General features: G+C 68.7%; 15 protein-coding genes. 7 read left to right on the top strand and 8 right to left on the bottom strand.

Annotated features, from left to right (window positions below; translation table 11 throughout):
* Positions 1-178 precede the first annotated feature (178 nt).
* Positions 179-520: an MliC family protein gene (locus tag QZ271_RS05055; RefSeq protein WP_291429591.1), complete on the bottom strand. Its 342-nt coding sequence runs from the start codon at positions 518-520 to the stop codon at positions 179-181.
* Between the two features lie 178 nt (positions 521-698).
* On the opposite strand from QZ271_RS05055, the gene QZ271_RS05050 reads away from it, so the two are divergent.
* The gene (locus tag QZ271_RS05050; protein ID WP_291429589.1) at positions 699-1,355 is read left to right on the top strand and encodes a DUF1345 domain-containing protein; all 657 of its coding nucleotides are present in this window, start codon (positions 699-701) and stop codon (positions 1,353-1,355) included.
* A gap of 300 nt (positions 1,356-1,655) precedes the next feature.
* On the opposite strand, the gene QZ271_RS05045 is transcribed toward QZ271_RS05050, so the two are convergent.
* The 3 genes from QZ271_RS05045 to QZ271_RS05035 all read right to left on the bottom strand — a co-directional run bounded on the left by QZ271_RS05045 (position 1,656) and on the right by QZ271_RS05035 (position 5,586).
* The gene (locus tag QZ271_RS05045) at positions 1,656-2,450 is read right to left on the bottom strand and encodes a xanthine dehydrogenase family protein subunit M (protein WP_291429587.1); all 795 of its coding nucleotides are present in this window, start codon (positions 2,448-2,450) and stop codon (positions 1,656-1,658) included.
* A 104-nt stretch (positions 2,451-2,554) separates the two neighbouring features.
* Entirely contained in the window at positions 2,555-4,954 is a 2,400-nt protein-coding gene (locus QZ271_RS05040; protein ID WP_291429585.1) for a molybdopterin cofactor-binding domain-containing protein, read from the bottom strand.
* Positions 4,955-5,097: 143 nt separating this feature from the next.
* Entirely contained in the window at positions 5,098-5,586 is a 489-nt protein-coding gene (locus QZ271_RS05035; protein ID WP_291429583.1) for a (2Fe-2S)-binding protein, read from the bottom strand.
* A 469-nt stretch (positions 5,587-6,055) separates the two neighbouring features.
* Here QZ271_RS05035 and QZ271_RS05030 point away from each other — a divergent pair, with 469 nt between their 5' ends.
* On the top strand, positions 6,056-7,258 hold the full coding sequence (locus tag QZ271_RS05030; RefSeq protein ID WP_291429581.1) for a helix-turn-helix domain-containing protein: 1,203 nt from the start codon (positions 6,056-6,058) through the stop codon (positions 7,256-7,258).
* A 259-nt stretch (positions 7,259-7,517) separates the two neighbouring features.
* Entirely contained in the window at positions 7,518-8,657 is a 1,140-nt protein-coding gene (locus QZ271_RS05025) for an NAD(P)/FAD-dependent oxidoreductase (RefSeq protein ID WP_291429579.1), read from the top strand.
* 185 nt (positions 8,658-8,842) lie between these two features.
* Here the strand turns inward: QZ271_RS05025 and QZ271_RS05020 are convergent, their stop codons facing one another.
* A complete protein-coding gene (locus QZ271_RS05020; protein WP_291429577.1) occupies positions 8,843-9,016 on the bottom strand; it encodes a hypothetical protein in 174 nt (57 codons plus the stop codon).
* Positions 9,017-9,060: 44 nt separating this feature from the next.
* Between QZ271_RS05020 and QZ271_RS05015 the strand changes: the two genes are divergently transcribed.
* A complete protein-coding gene (locus QZ271_RS05015) occupies positions 9,061-9,828 on the top strand; it encodes an ABC transporter substrate-binding protein (protein ID WP_291429575.1) in 768 nt (255 codons plus the stop codon).
* Between the two features lie 33 nt (positions 9,829-9,861).
* Here the strand turns inward: QZ271_RS05015 and QZ271_RS05010 are convergent, their stop codons facing one another.
* Together QZ271_RS05010 and QZ271_RS05005 are read right to left on the bottom strand one after the other, a co-directional pair.
* Positions 9,862-10,185 (bottom strand): SMR family transporter, encoded by a 324-nt coding sequence (locus tag QZ271_RS05010; protein ID WP_291429573.1) that lies wholly within the window; start codon positions 10,183-10,185, stop codon positions 9,862-9,864.
* Complete coding sequence (locus QZ271_RS05005; protein ID WP_291429571.1) at positions 10,182-10,610, bottom strand: SMR family transporter; 429 nt, start codon at positions 10,608-10,610, stop codon at positions 10,182-10,184. The genes QZ271_RS05010 and QZ271_RS05005 overlap by 4 nt, the downstream gene beginning before the upstream one ends.
* Positions 10,611-11,152: 542 nt before the next feature.
* Between QZ271_RS05005 and QZ271_RS05000 the strand changes: the two genes are divergently transcribed.
* Positions 11,153-11,848: an amino acid ABC transporter permease gene (locus tag QZ271_RS05000; protein WP_291429568.1), complete on the top strand. Its 696-nt coding sequence runs from the start codon at positions 11,153-11,155 to the stop codon at positions 11,846-11,848.
* Positions 11,849-11,860: 12 nt separating this feature from the next.
* Here the strand turns inward: QZ271_RS05000 and QZ271_RS04995 are convergent, their stop codons facing one another.
* On the bottom strand, positions 11,861-12,688 hold the full coding sequence (locus QZ271_RS04995; protein ID WP_291429567.1) for a MerR family transcriptional regulator: 828 nt from the start codon (positions 12,686-12,688) through the stop codon (positions 11,861-11,863).
* A gap of 95 nt (positions 12,689-12,783) precedes the next feature.
* On the opposite strand from QZ271_RS04995, the gene QZ271_RS04990 reads away from it, so the two are divergent.
* The gene (locus QZ271_RS04990) at positions 12,784-13,518 is read left to right on the top strand and encodes an AzlC family ABC transporter permease (RefSeq protein ID WP_291429565.1); all 735 of its coding nucleotides are present in this window, start codon (positions 12,784-12,786) and stop codon (positions 13,516-13,518) included.
* On the top strand, positions 13,515-13,811 hold the full coding sequence (locus tag QZ271_RS04985; protein WP_291429563.1) for an AzlD domain-containing protein: 297 nt from the start codon (positions 13,515-13,517) through the stop codon (positions 13,809-13,811). The genes QZ271_RS04990 and QZ271_RS04985 overlap by 4 nt, the downstream gene beginning before the upstream one ends.
* Positions 13,812-13,838 lie beyond the last annotated feature (27 nt).

Raw genomic sequence — 13,838 nt, 5'->3', positions numbered from 1 at the left:
CTTTTGACACGTCCGGGGATAGGCCCCGGACGCTCCCATTTCAGTGGTGTCGGGCATAGTTCCAGCCAACTACCCGCTCATCCAGGCCTTAGCATTCCTGACCTCAGCTGCCCGGCACCTGGCGTCCGGGCACCTGGCGTTCCGGGCAACTGGCGTTCCGGTCCTAACTGCCCGGAAATCAGCGCCGCGCGGTCTTGCAGCCGGTCAGCAGCGTTTTGGTGTTCGTGGTGCTGTTGCCGGTAAAGGCACTCAGGGTCGCCTCGCCGTGATGCTCCCACCACTCCAGACCCCCGCGTGCGCTCGCCGGGCCGCTCAGGCCAGCGTAGCGCGAGCCGCTCGCGCTGATCGCCTCGGCCAGCCCGAAGCGCTGCCCGTTCCAGTCGAGCATGGCGAACATGGGATCCTGACCGAACTGCACGTAGTACACGTTGATTTTCTTGCCAGCGTCACAGGTGTACCGGAACACGCGGTATTTCACCTGCACGGGCGACGCATCGGCCGCCGCCACCGACCCCAGCATGACGCTTCCTGCTACCAAACCAGCCCACCACGAACGAAGATTCATGCCCATACCCTAGAAGCCCGGTATGAAAAGAGCCTGAGCGGCGCGTCAGACGGATTCTGCGATATGGAGCCGTAGGCGGCGCTTTTCCGACTGTGGCGGAATGGAGCGGAGTCTCCCACCGTATGATCGCAGCATGTCACGTGAACGCAGGCCGCGCCCACATGCCGCCGGTCGGCTCCTGATCGGCCTTGGCGCCGCCCTGATCGCCGCCCTGCTCACCCCGCGCGAGTGGCTACCGGAAGCCCGAACGCTGAGCGCCTGGGTCACCTTCTGCGTGACGGTGATGGCGCAGCTGTGGCCCGTCATGATGACGGCCGGACCCGAACGCACCCGCCAGCTCGCCACGCGCGAGGACGACACGCGCGCTGTCGCGGCGACCATCACCCTCTTCACCGCCGTCATCAGCCTGGTCGGCGTGATCTTCCTGCTGTCGGCCGCGCACGATCAGCCCCGCCTCCAGGAAATCCTTCTCACGGGCCTCGCGGTCCTGACCGTCGCCGCCTCGTGGCTGCTCGTGCAGACCGAGTACACCCTTCATTACGCCCGGAACTACTACCGGAACGGCCGCGGCGTCCAGTTCCTGCAAGACGACACCACCCTTCAGGAGCCCACCTACTGGGACTTCGCGTACCTCAGTGTCACCATCGGCATGACGTACCAGGTCAGCGACACCAACCTCAACACCCGCAGCATGCGCCGCCTTCTACTTGGGCACGCCCTGCTCTCTTTTGTGTTCGGCACCGTCATCATTGCCATCACGATCAACGGCGTGGCCGGACTGACCCAGTAATACGGACTTCGCTCCACTGCGCCACAGTCGGAAAAGCACCGCCTGCGGCTCCATACCACGAAACCCGTGTCCTGTTCCTACTCGCATCCGCTCGGATTGATTCAGAACGGCACCGATTCAATCGGAATAATACGGACTCGGGTTGACTGGTTGTCGCAAACCGCTCAACCCGAGCGGGATTTTGGGGGCGGCGTTGGCGACCCGGGGCTGGTCCTGATTGTGAACGAATAGACCGGGGAGGGGGGCAGGGCGCCGGCCACCGCCCGCCCCGCCTGGGCGGGCGCGGCCTTGCACCCCCCTTCAGCCCAGGCGAGCCAGGGCGCGGGCGGCGAGGATGTCCACGAGGTGCGCGCGGTACTCGGCGCTGGCGAAACGGTCGCCGAGCAGGTCGCCCGACTCGACGAGGCCGGTGGGGGCCGGGGCGCCCCGCTTCACGGCGTCTTCTAGCGCGGGGAGGCGGTGGGCGCGTTCGGCCGCGCCGGTGTACGCGGCGCGGACCTCGCCGCTGGCGTGGCGGGCGACGGCCAGACCGACGATGGCGTAGTGGCTGGCGGGGTGCCGGAACTTCTCGTACGCCGAGGCCTGGATGGTGGCGGGCACGCGGATGTGCGTCAGGAGTTCACCGGCCCTGACGGCACTTTCGAACATCCCGACGAACATGTCGTCGGCGTGGACGGTGCGCTCGCCGCTGGGCCCACGGATGACGAATTCCACGCCCAGGGCCAGCGCAGCGGCGGGGTAGTCGGCGCTGGGGTCAGCGTGCGCCAGACTGCCGCCGATGGTGCCCCGGTTCCGGACCATCGGGTCCCCGACCCACCCGGCCACCTCGGGGAACAGGGGCAGGTCGCTGCGCAGCACCTCGGCGTGCGTGGTCATGGCGCCCACCACGTACCAGTCGCCTTCGCGGGTGATGCCTTTCATTTCCTGAACGCCCCAGATGTCCAGCAGGGCGGGCGGCTGCGCCAGCCGGAGTTTCATGGCGGGCAGCAGGCTGTGCCCCCCGGCAATGAGTTTCAGGTCGGGGTTCGCGGCGAGCGCGGCGATGGCCTGATCGACGCTGTCGGCTTTCTGGTACTCGAAACTGGCTGGATACATGAATCCCTCCGGGGTGGGGGTTGATGGGTATGGGGTAAGGCTTGCTGGTTGATGGAGAATGGACGGTCTGTTCTACCGACCATCAACCTTCACCCAGCAGCGGTTCAGTCGTCGGCGGCCTGCGGCTGGCTGCGGGCGTCGCGGATGACTTTCCAGACTTTCTCGGCGGTGTAGGGCATGTCGAGGTGTGAGACGCCGCACTCGTGCCACAGGGCGTCCATGACGGCGTTGGCGACGGCGGCGGTGCTGGCGATGGTGCCGGCCTCGCCGATACCCTTGACGCCCAGGGGGTTGTGGGGGCTGGGGGTGACGGTGTGCCCGAGCTGGAAGGTGGGTACGTCGTCGGCGCGGGGCATGGCGTACTCCATGTACGTGCCGGCCAGCAGGTTTCCGTCCTCGTCGTACGCGGCGTCTTCCAGCAGCGCCTGACCCATGCCCTGCGTGATGCCGCCGTGCACCTGTCCCTCGACGATCAGGGGGTTGATCAGGGGGCCGCAGTCGTCGATGCAGCCGTAGTTGCGAAGTTTCACGTGGCCGGTCTCCGTGTCGATCTCGACGACGGCGATGTGCGTGCCGAAGGGGTACACGAAGTTCTTGGGGTCGTAGAAGGCGGTGGCTTCCAGGCCGGGTTCGAGGTCCTCGGGGTAGTTGTGGGCCAGGTGGGCCATCAGGGAGATGTCGGAGAAGGACCGGCTCTTCTCGGGCGCGCCCTTGATGCGGAACACGCCGCTTTCATGCTCGACGTCGTCCACGCTGGCTTCCAGGAGGTGCGCGGCGATCTTCTTCATCTTGGTGGTGATCTTTTGCAGGGCGACTTTCAGGGCGCTGCCGCCCACCGCCGCGCTGCGGCTGCCGTAGGTGCCCCAGCCGTAGGGCATGCGGCCAGTGTCACCGTGAATCAGTTCGATGTCCTCGATGGGAATCTGGAGTTCGTCGGCGGCGATCTGCGGGAACGCGGTCTCGTGGCCCTGCCCGTGGCTGTGGCTGCCGGTGAACAGCTCGACCTTCCCGGTGGGGTGCACGCGCACGAGGCTCGATTCCCACTGTCCGGCCTGCGCGCCGAGCTGCCCGACGAGGGCGCTGGGGGCCAGTCCGCACGCTTCCAGGAACGAGATCAGGCCGACGCCCAGGATCTTGCCCTGGCCTTTCATGCGGGCCTGTTCCTCGCGCAGGGCCGGGTAGTTCATCATGGTCATGGCCCGGTCGAGGGCCGGTTCGTAGTTGCCACTGTCGTACACCAGCGCGACGGGCGTCTGGTACGGGAACTCGTCGGGCCCTATGAAGTTCTTGCGGCGCAGTTCGGCGGGGTCCATGTTCAGTTCGTGCGCGGCGATGTCCACGATCCGCTCGACGAGGTACGTGGCCTCGGGGCGGCCCGCGCCACGGTAGGCGTCGACGGGCACGGTGTTCGTCATGACGCCCGTGACCCTGGCGTGAATGGCGGGCATCTTGTACACGCCGTTCAGCAGCGTGGCGTACAGGTAGGTGGGCACGGCGGGCGCGAACAGCGTCTGGTACGCGCCGAGGTTCGCCAGGGTGTTCACACGGAAGCCCAGGATCAGGCCGTCGTCGCTCAGGGCGAGTTCCGCCTCGGTTTCGTGGTCGCGGCCCTGCACGTCACTTACGAAAGCCTCGCTGCGCCGGGCGGTCCATTTGACGGGGCGGCCCAGTAACCGCGTGGCGAGCAGCACGATGACCTCTTCCTGGTACTGGAAGATCTTCGTGCCAAAACCGCCGCCCACGTCGGGACTGATCACGCGCAGCTTGTGTTCGGGGATGCTCATCACGAACGCCGCGAGAATCAGGCGGTGAATGTGGGGGTTCTGGCTGGTGGTGTACAGCAGGTACTCGCCGCTGGCGGGCGTGAACTGCGCGAGACTGCTGCGCGGCTCGATGGGGTTGGCGATCAATCGGTGGTTCTTGAGTTTCACGCCCACCCGGCGGGGCGCGGCCTTGAAGGCCTCGTTGGTGGCGGCCTCGTCTCCGATCTCGAAGTTGAAGGCCACGTTGCCCGGCACGTCGTCATGCACCAGGGGCGCGCCCTCCTCTAGAGCGGCGCTGGCGGTCGAGACGGCGGGCAGCGCCTCGTAGTCGACTTCCAGGGCGGCGGCAGCGTCCTCGGCCTGCGCGCGCGTCTCGGCGATCACGACGGCCACGATGTCGCCCACGTGATTGGCTTCAGCGAGCGCGATGGCGGGGTGCGCGGGGGTTTTCAGGTCCGGCAGCAGCCACCCGACCGGGATGCTGCCCAGCCCGGCGTCCTTGACGTCCTGTCCGCTCAGCACGTGCACCACGCCGGGCAGGCCCGTCACGGATTCCTTGTTGACGCCGCTGATCTTCGCGTGCGCGTAGGGACTGCGGACCATCGCGGCGTGCAGCGCGCCGGGAATCACGATGTCGTCGGTGTACCGGCCGGTGCCCGTGATGAAACGCGGGTCTTCCTTGCGCTTGAGGGCCTGCCCGAAGTACTTCTCGGTCTTGGTGTCCGTCTTGGTGTCGGTCATGGGGTGGGACCTCCCTGGAGGGGGTGATGCGCTGATGGGTAGGGCGGGAGCGGGTCTCAGGGTTCAGGAGGCCGGGGGGTGCGGCGTTCCGGGTGTTCGGCGGGGGGGGCAGGGACGGACCGCCGTGACCGCCTGAACGCCGCTCAATCGTCGGCGGCCTGAGTTGCGCCGCCCTGCATGGCGCTGGCGGCGTGCTGCACGGCACGGACGATGTTGTGGTAGCCGGTGCAGCGGCAGTAGTTGCCTTCGAGGTGGTGACGGATCTGGTCCTCGGTGGGGTTGGGGGTGTGCTTGAGTAGTTCGGCGGAGCTCATGATCATGCCGGGCGTGCAGAACCCGCATTGCAGGCCGTGCTCTTCCCAGAAGCCGGTCTGGAGGGGGTGCAGGTCGGCGACGGTGCCGATGCCCTCGATGGTGGTGACGTTCATCCCGTCGGCCTGCACGGCCAGCAGGGTGCAGCTTTTCACGGCGTCGCCGTTCAGGTGCACGGTGCACGCGCCGCACTGGCTGGTGTCGCAGCCCACGTGCGTGCCGGTCAGGGCGAGTTCCTCGCGGATGAAGTGGACGAGGAGCGTTCGGGGTTCCACGTCGCGGGTGTAGGACTTGCCGTTCACGTTCACGGTGACGTTCATGCGTGCCTCCCTCGGGGACCTGGGGTCCGGTCGAGCTGGTGCGTTACGGCGGGGTGCCTGCCGGTACCTGCCGCGCGCCCGGCGAACGCCGGGACAGACGCCGGCAGGGCCCGGGGAGCCGACGCCGGAACTGAGTTGTGTGACCGGTCTTATTCAAACACACCCAAGGTTGGAAAAGGGTGTCGGCCCGGCAGTGCCAGCCACGGGCGCCAGCGGGAGCGGGGGGCGGGCGGCGCGTGGTACGTTGGCAGGGTCAAGCAAGTAAGTATCACCGGGGGCGGCGCGGGCCGCCGGGGCCGGGTGACGGGATTCCTTTCCGGAGGGTTCCGGTCTGCCGGGTCGGCTGCGCGCGCTGTCCCTGAAAGCCGGGGGCCTGGGCGGTGCGTGTTCTGCCGCTTCCCGTAGGCGCCGGGTGATTGTGTGCAGGGTGAGTGGGCGCAGGTGCAGAACGGGAGGGTATCGGGGCGGCATGAACGAGCGACTCGTACTGGAAAGGCAGCGGCGCGTCATGGCCTGGAACCGTTTCGTGGGGCGCGGCGGTGGCGCGGGCGTGAGCCGCGCAGAAGGGGACGTGCCGGCGGGCGTGCTGGCCTCCTGGGGCCGGTCGGCGCTGACGGTCTCGCCGGACCGCGTGACGGCCCCCATGTCCGATCAGGGCCCGGCGTGGACGGGATCGCCGCTGGAATTCGCCACTCGGTCCCTGCGGTCCGAACTGGGCATCCTGGCGCAGGACGGGGACCTGATGGTCGCGCTGGCCGACACGCGCGGGCAACTGCTCTGGACGGCCGGGGGTTCGCGCATGCAGCGGCTGGGCCGCGCGCTGAACTTCGTGCCCGGCGGTCACTGGGACGAGAGCAGCGTGGGCACCAACGCACTGGCGCTGGCGCTGCGGGAACGCCGGGCGGTGCGGGTGTTCGCCGCCGAACATTACGTGCAGGCCGTGCATGACTGGGTGTGTTACTGCGCGCCGCTGAGGGACGCGCGCGGGTCGTTGCTGGGTGTGCTGAACCTGAGTACCGTGTGGCACCAGAGTACGCCGCTGGGCCTGGCGAGCGCGCAGCACTACGCGCAGCGGATTGAGGAGCAACTGGCGCACCAGGACGCACCGCCGGGTGTGCAGGTGCGGCTGTGCGGGGTGCCCAGCGTGCACCTGGCGGGCCGTAGCCTGCACCTGACGCCCCGGCAACTGGAACTGCTGACCGTGCTGGCGCTGCACCCGGACGGCCTGACGCTGGACGCCCTGCACGCGCACATGTACGGGGACGCGCCGATCAGTTCCAGCACCCTTAAGTCCGAGGTCAGTACCCTGCGGGGCCTGCTGGGCGGGCAGATCGCGTCGCGGCCGTACCGGCTGAGCGTGGCGGTGGATCTGGACCTGCTGCGCCTGGAGCGCCGGCTGCTGCGCGGTGACGTGAACGGCGCCCTGGACCTGTTCGACGCGCCGCCGCTGCCGGTCAGCGAGTCGCCGCTGCTGTCGTACTGGCGCTCGTACCTGGACGGGGCGCTGCGCCGGGCGGTGTGCGGCGGGCGCGACCCGGCCCTGCTGTGGCGCTACGCCGCCCGCTTCGATGATCTGGAGGTCCTGGCACTGCTGGAGTCGCTGCTGGACCCGCGAGATCCCCGGCGGGAGGTGGTGCGGGCGCGGCACGCGGCGCTGCTGCGCGAAGAGTGACGCGCGCCTGCCAGGCCGGGGGCCATCTTCGGGTAGAGTGGCGCGGCACAGAGTTGGTTCTGGAGGTCCTGGTGGACGCGCTGGCCGCACGGCGCGGACGGCATCCCTTCACGCAGTGATGAGGGTATGGGTCATGACTGTCTGCGTTCGTGTAGGATGTACACTGTTGCCGATTCGGAAGCGAGTGATTCCGATGGCGATTGCGGGGGAGTCGGCTGACCGCCCACGGAACTCGTGAATTCGTTCACAGGAGATAGACATGAAGACCCTCATCCTCGGTGCTGGTTACTCCGGCCTTGCTGTCGCCACCAAAATGAAGCCCGCGCCCGGACTCGAAGCGCTGATGGTCGAGCAAAACGCCTACCACACCTTCGAAACTCGCCTTCACGAGGCCGCCGCGCACAACACCCGCGTCACCCTGCCCCTGGCCCCCCTGCTGCGCGGCACCGGCGTGAACCTTGAACAGGCCCAGGTCGAAAGCGTGAACCTCGACGACCGTGAAGTCACCCTCAAGGACGGCCGCGTCCTCACCTACGACACCCTGGTCGTCGGCCTGGGCAGCGTTACCAACTTCTACCGCATTCCCGGCCTGGCCGAGAACGCCGCCGAACTCAAGCAGCTCAGCGACGCCGACGAGATCTACAACTTCGTCAACCGCGCCTACACCACCGAGTACCAGGGCAACCGCGACATTGTCGTGGGCGGCGCGGGCCTGACCGGCGTGGAACTCGTCACGGAACTCGCGCAGCGCGCCCAGCTGCTCAGCAAGGAACGCGGCCTGCCCCCCGTCAACATCTACCTCGTCGAGGCCGGGCCCAAGATCCTCCCGATCCTGGACGACGCCCTGCGCGCCAAAGCCCAGAACACCCTCGAGGAGTACGGCATTCACATCCTCGTCGGGCACCGCCTGATGCAGGCCACCGCCGACAGCGTCACCGTGCAGACCGCCGAGGGCGAGCAGAAAGTCATCGGGGCGGGCAAGATCATCTGGACCGGCGGCATCCAGGCCCGCGACATCGTCAAGGGCGAGAAACTGGAAAAAGGCCCCGGCGGCCGCATCGCCGTGGACGACAAACTGCGCGCCAAGGGCTACGACGACGTGTTCATCATCGGTGACATGGGCCTCGCCCTGAACCAGGAAGGCAAACCCGTTCCCACCACTGCCCAGCACGCCGGGCAGCAGGGACGCCTGACCGGCAAGAACATCATGCGACTGGTGCGCGGCGAGGAACTCGAATCGTATGAGCCCACCACCCTGGGTGAATTCGTCAGCCTGGGCGGCCTGATGGCTGTCGGCTGGATGAAACTCCCCTGGAACCAGAAGCTCGCCATCACCGGCGGCATCGCCCACGTCATGAAACGCGCCAGTGAATGGCGCTGGCGCGCCAGCATCGACTGATACGGATTCCGATTGATTCGGAAGTACACCGAATCAATCCGAGCCGATGCGAGTAGAAACAGCATACGGATTGGGCGACATGGAGCCGCAGGCGGCGCTTTTCCGACTGTGGTGGAATGGAGCGCAATGCGTATGAGTACCACCCACCCCCCTGTCCCCCGAACCCGCGTGGTTTCGGGGGCTTTTCATGGTGTGTCCAGCCAGGGAAACCCCCACGGATCGGCCGCGCAACATGCGCCGACCGTGGCGCATCCGGGGCATTCGAGGTTGAAGGTCATCACCAGGCCGGGCCGCGCCCAGGCGGTGAACGGGGGGAGGGGATCGCCGTGGACGAAGTCGGTGGGGTCGGGCCATTCCATGCAGGCAGGGGACGGCGCGGCGCGCGGGGTTCTATGCTGGGCGCATGAAACGTTTCGTGATGATGGCGGCGGTCCTCGGTTCGGCCCTGGTGGGCGCGGCGCACGCGGCGACGGTGGCCGAGGTGAAGAAGAAAGGCGTACTGGTGCTGGGCACGGACCCCACATTCGCGCCGTTCGAGTTCAAGGGTCCGGACGGTCAGATTCAGGGATTCGAGATCGATCTGGCGCGGGCCGTGGCGAAGGATCTGGGTGTGCGGCTGGAGATTCGCGCGGTGGGGTTCGGGGCGCTGATGCCGCAGGCGGTCACGTCGGGCCGGGTGGACATGGCCATCAGTGCGATCACGATCACGCCCGAGCGGGCGAAGGTCGTGTCGTTCAGCCAGCCGTACTACCGGTCGGCGCAAGTGTTTATCGTGCGGGGCGGAAATCCCGGCAAGTTCGCGTGGCCCGCAAGCGTGAAGGGGAAGGTGATCGGCGTGCAGGCGAACACGACCGGGCAGTTCGTGGCGACCGACCTGCTGAAACCCAAGGGCGCGACCCTGAAGGTCTACGACGATTTCGCAGCGGGACTGGCCGACGTGCGCGCCGGGCGCATCGCGGCGCTGGTGGGGGACGCGCCAACCGTGGACGACCTGAACAGGCGTCTGCCGGGGCAGTTCGGCCGCGCCGGGAAGGACCTGGCCGCCGAGGATTACGGCATGGTGTTCAGGAAGGGCAGTGATCTGGCCGCCGCTGCCAACACGACCCTGGCCCGCCTGAAAGCCAGCGGAGAGTACCAGAAGCTGCTGAACACGTGGATCGTGCAGAAGTAGAAGTAACCGTGCAGAAGTATCAGGGGCTGCGGGTCAGTGGCTGCTGCTGAGAACGGCGACACTGCCGAGGATCAGGGCGACGCCGGCCCAGCCGGTAGGAGTCAGGCGCACCCCTTCAATGCGGCGGCTGAGCAGCGCAGTCGTGACGATGCCCAGGCCGCCCCACGCGGCGTAGGCGACCGCGACGGGCATGTGCCGCACGGCTGCGCCCAGCAGCGTGAAGGCCAGCAGGATCAGGGAAATGGCAGCCAGTCCCGGCAGTTTGTGCCGGAATCCGTCGGATTTTTTAAGCAGAATGTTCGCGAGCACGTCGAGCGTGACCGCGCCCAGGATCAGAAGGGTGGCGGCCAGGTTCATGCGCTGACCTGCGGGGCGTGGCTGGCGCTGGAACTGACCCTGGCAACGGGCCTGGGGCGGGTGACAGGGCTGCTGTCAGGGCTGCTGACAGGGCGGGAATCTGGGCGTGTGCCGCGGTGCAGCAGGGCCGCGCCGACACCCAGGGCGAGCATGGCGACCAACTGGGCGGGGCGCAGGTGCTCGCCGAGGATCAGGGCGCCCAGACCGGTGATCAGGATCAGTCCGGCGGCCTCCCAGACGGCGAAGGCCACAGCGACCGGAATCTGCCGGAACGCACGGGATAGCAGCACGTACGAGGCGGCCAGCAGGCCGTACGTGAGTATCAGTTCCAGGCCGGGGCTGGCGGCGCTGGTGAAGACCTTAAGGCTAAGAGTGCCCGTGACTTCCAGGGCAATGGCGGAGAGAAGCGCAGTCCAGGCGCGCATGGGGTTACACCGTTCCTTCCCCGCGTGGGCGGGGTGAGCTGAAGGCAGCAGGCCGGGCCGCGCGGGTGGCAGCCGGGAGAGCAGGGAGAACACGCCGCCTCGTGTGGGGCGGTGCGTGTTAGTCGGCCTTCGGGGCTCCGGGGGGCGGGCGGTCCAGACGGACATTGAGTTGTGCGGCGGAGCTCGTATTCGTCCAGGTGATGGACATGGTGTTTCACTCTTCCTGAGGCACCCGCCGGGGCGGGTGGGGCCTCGTCCGCCGCGGTGGTACGCGGCAGGGGCCCGGTTGAAGAGCAGGTCACGTTGACCCGCTGGTAGGCAGTATACCCGTCTGGTGTCAGGCGACCGTCTGCTCCGGCACGGTGCGTGGTTGCGGAGCACCCGGGAGGTATGGAGGCGGGGCGGCCGGGGAGGCATGGATGGTGGGGCGGCCGTGTGCGTGTAACTGGTCGCGGCGGGGCTATTCTCGGGGGCGTGAAGGTGTTCAGGGTGGTGTTCCGTCGCGGAACTGGTCGCCTGTCCCGTGCGGGGCGGGGTGGGTATTGAACGAGTTGCTGACGGGGTTCCGGACGGTGCTGTCCGGGGAGTATCCGCGCCTGCTGCTGTCCGGGCTGGGCCTGACCCTGGCCGTCAGCGTGTGCGCGCTGCTGGTCTCGGTGGTGGTAGGGACGCTGCTGGGGACGGTGAGGGTGCTGCGCGTGCCCGTGCTGGGCGCGCTGGGGAACGCGTACGTGGAGGTCGTGCGCGGCATTCCTCTGATCGTGCTGCTGTCGGTGGTGTACTACGGCCTTCCGGCGCTGGGCGTGACGCTGGAGGGGTTCCCGGCGGCGGTACTGGCGCTGGGGCTGTACTCGGCGGCGTACACCAGTGAGATCGTGCGCGGTGGGCTGGGCAGCGTGCCGGAAGGGCAGTCGCAGGCGGCACGCAGTCTGGGCCTGACGCGCGTGCAGGCGCTGCGCTTCGTGGTGTTGCCGCAGGCGTGGCGGGTGGCGCTGCCTGCGCTGGGGAACGAGTTCATCAGCCTGATTCTGGGCAGCAGCCTGGCGAGCGTCGTGACCCTGCAGGAACTGTTCAGTCAGGGTCGGTACATCACGAACGCCACGTACCGGCAGTTCGAGGTGTACGCCGTGCTGGCGCTGGTGTACTTCCTGCTGACCTTTGCCCTGACGCGGCTGGTGCGCCTGATGGAACGCCGCCTGAGCCGGGGCGTGACCCTGCCGGACCGCCGCGTCCTCTGAGCGGCCCCATGGTCAGGCCGGGCGGTCCTGCGCGTCAGCCCAGGCGGTCACGGCGCGGCCCTGGTAGTTGGCCAGTCCGGGGCGGGCGCGGTCAATGCTGCGCCTGAAGCGGTCGTCGGCCACCCACATCTGCGCCAGTCCGCGCATCATGGTGGGCGAGGCGTCGTAGTACGCGCCGCTGATGTGCGCCCGGTGCCGCGCCGCGACGGCGCTCGCCCGCGCGTTGGTGGGGGGCACGCCCGCGTCCATCAGGGCCACGTAGTCGGCGGTGATGGCGTCCATCTCGGCCCGGATGCGTTGCCAGTCGGCCTGCGTGTAAGGGGCGGTGCGGGCGGCGCTCTGGCGGTAGGCTTCGGTGTCGCCCCAGCGTTCCTTCACCTCGGTCTCGTACGGCGCGGGGTCGAACCCGTCGAAGGCGGCTTTGATGTCCTCGTTGTTCATGATGGTCTCCTCTGCCCTGCCGTTCAGGGCGTCCAGGCGGGCCTGTACCTGCCGCAGCGTGTGCTGGGTGCGGCGCAGATCCGCCCGCAGCTGCGTGGCCTGTGCGTGCAGGGCCCCGCGTTCCTGTTCCGGCGGGGCGTCCAGTACGTCTGCCACCCGTGACAGGGGCAGGCCCAGCGCCCGCCACGTCAGGACCCGCCGCAGCCGCGTCAGGTCGCCTGGCGTGTACAGGCGGTAATTTCCGTCGCTACGCCCGGCGGGGCGCAGCAGCCCGATCTGATCGTAGTGGTGCAGGGTGCGCACGCTGACGCCGGTCAGGGCGCTGACCTCGCCCACCGTCCAGCGCGGGCCGGTCTGGTCGGTGGGTGTGGGGTGCGTGGGGCCGTTCAGGTGGATCACCTCCCTTCTGCTGTGGGCAGCGTACGGCCTGCCGCTGCGTGAGGGTCAAGGGGGTGCGTGCGGGGTGGGGGCGCGCCGTGGCAGACTGCGCGGCGATGACTGCCTCTGCCCCCCGGTCTGCATTCTGGCCGCCGTTCTGGCGGGGCTTCCGGGCGCTGCTGCCGCTGTGGCCGGGCATGGTGCCGTTCGCGGTGGCGTACGCCGTGACCGCGCGGGCCGGGGGCCTGAGCGTCTGGGAGACGCAACTGATGAGCGCCACGGTATTCGCGGGGGCCAGTCAGTTCGCGGCGGCCGGGCAGTTCGTGGGGGGCGGCCTGCCGACCGTGGCGGGCGCGCTGGGCCTGGTGGCGACCACGTTCCTGCTGAACGCACGGCACGTGCTGTACGGCCTGAGCCTGTCGCGCTCGCTGCCGCTGCCGTGGGGCCAGCGTCTCGTGGCGGCGCAGTTCCTGACGGACGAGGCGTACGGCGTGACGGTCGTGGCGGGGCCGCGTGATCCGGGCGGCCTGAGTGCCGCGTTCCTGCTGGGCGCGGAACTCAGTCTGTATGCCGTGTGGAACGTCTCGACGCTGCTGGGGGCGCTGGCGGGCGCCGCGCTGCCGGAGCCGCAGGCGCTGGGGGTGGGCGTGATCTTCCCACTGGCGTTCCTGGGGCTACTGGTGCCGCTGTTGGTAGACCGCGTGACGCTGCTGGTGGCGGTGGTGTCGGGCGTGGGGGCGTGGCTGCTGGGGCGGGCGCTGCCGGGCGGACTGGTGATCGGGCTGGCCGGGGTGGGCGGCGCGGCGCTGGGCGCCTGGATCACCACGCGCCGTGCCAGGAGCCGGGCGTGAGCGGCTGGCTGGTGATCGGGCTGATGTGGGCGGTCACGTACCCGGCGCGGCTGCTGGGCCTGAGCCTGGGCCGCCTGAACCTGCCGCCGTTCTGGCTGGCCTTCCTGCGCTTCGTGCCGGTCAGCGTGTTCGCGGCGCTGGTCGTGCCGGACGTGCTGGGTAGCCCCGAGTGGCCCCGGCGGATCGTGGCGGCGCTCTCGGGCGGCCTGCTGATGTGGCGCAGCCGCAACCTCGCGCTGGGCATTCTGGGGGGCTTCGCGGCGTACTGGGCGGCCCGGCTGGCGGGCCTGTGAGGGCCTTCAGCCGGTTCGGGCACGCGT

It is taken from the genome of Deinococcus sp. (assembly GCF_018260555.1).
Lineage (GTDB): Bacteria > Deinococcota > Deinococci > Deinococcales > Deinococcaceae > Deinococcus.
The sequence above is the reverse complement of the archived record's forward strand: the minus strand, read 5'-3'. Positions and strand labels throughout refer to the sequence as shown.

Coding starts and splice junctions, on each gene's coding strand:
- QZ271_RS05050 (WP_291429589.1), top strand. CDS start 699: ATGTCACGTGAACGCAGGCCGCGCCCACATGCCGCCGGTCGGCTCCTG.
- QZ271_RS05010 (WP_291429573.1), bottom strand. CDS start 10,185: ATGAACCTGGCCGCCACCCTTCTGATCCTGGGCGCGGTCACGCTCGAC.
- QZ271_RS05040 (WP_291429585.1), bottom strand. CDS start 4,954: ATGACCGACACCAAGACGGACACCAAGACCGAGAAGTACTTCGGGCAG.
- QZ271_RS05015 (WP_291429575.1), top strand. CDS start 9,061: ATGAAACGTTTCGTGATGATGGCGGCGGTCCTCGGTTCGGCCCTGGTG.
- QZ271_RS05005 (WP_291429571.1), bottom strand. CDS start 10,610: ATGCGCGCCTGGACTGCGCTTCTCTCCGCCATTGCCCTGGAAGTCACG.
- QZ271_RS05030 (WP_291429581.1), top strand. CDS start 6,056: ATGAACGAGCGACTCGTACTGGAAAGGCAGCGGCGCGTCATGGCCTGG.
- QZ271_RS04990 (WP_291429565.1), top strand. CDS start 12,784: ATGACTGCCTCTGCCCCCCGGTCTGCATTCTGGCCGCCGTTCTGGCGG.
- QZ271_RS05035 (WP_291429583.1), bottom strand. CDS start 5,586: ATGAACGTCACCGTGAACGTGAACGGCAAGTCCTACACCCGCGACGTG.
- QZ271_RS05055 (WP_291429591.1), bottom strand. CDS start 520: ATGCTGGGGTCGGTGGCGGCGGCCGATGCGTCGCCCGTGCAGGTGAAA.
- QZ271_RS05020 (WP_291429577.1), bottom strand. CDS start 9,016: ATGGAATGGCCCGACCCCACCGACTTCGTCCACGGCGATCCCCTCCCC.
- QZ271_RS05025 (WP_291429579.1), top strand. CDS start 7,518: ATGAAGACCCTCATCCTCGGTGCTGGTTACTCCGGCCTTGCTGTCGCC.
- QZ271_RS05045 (WP_291429587.1), bottom strand. CDS start 2,450: ATGTATCCAGCCAGTTTCGAGTACCAGAAAGCCGACAGCGTCGATCAG.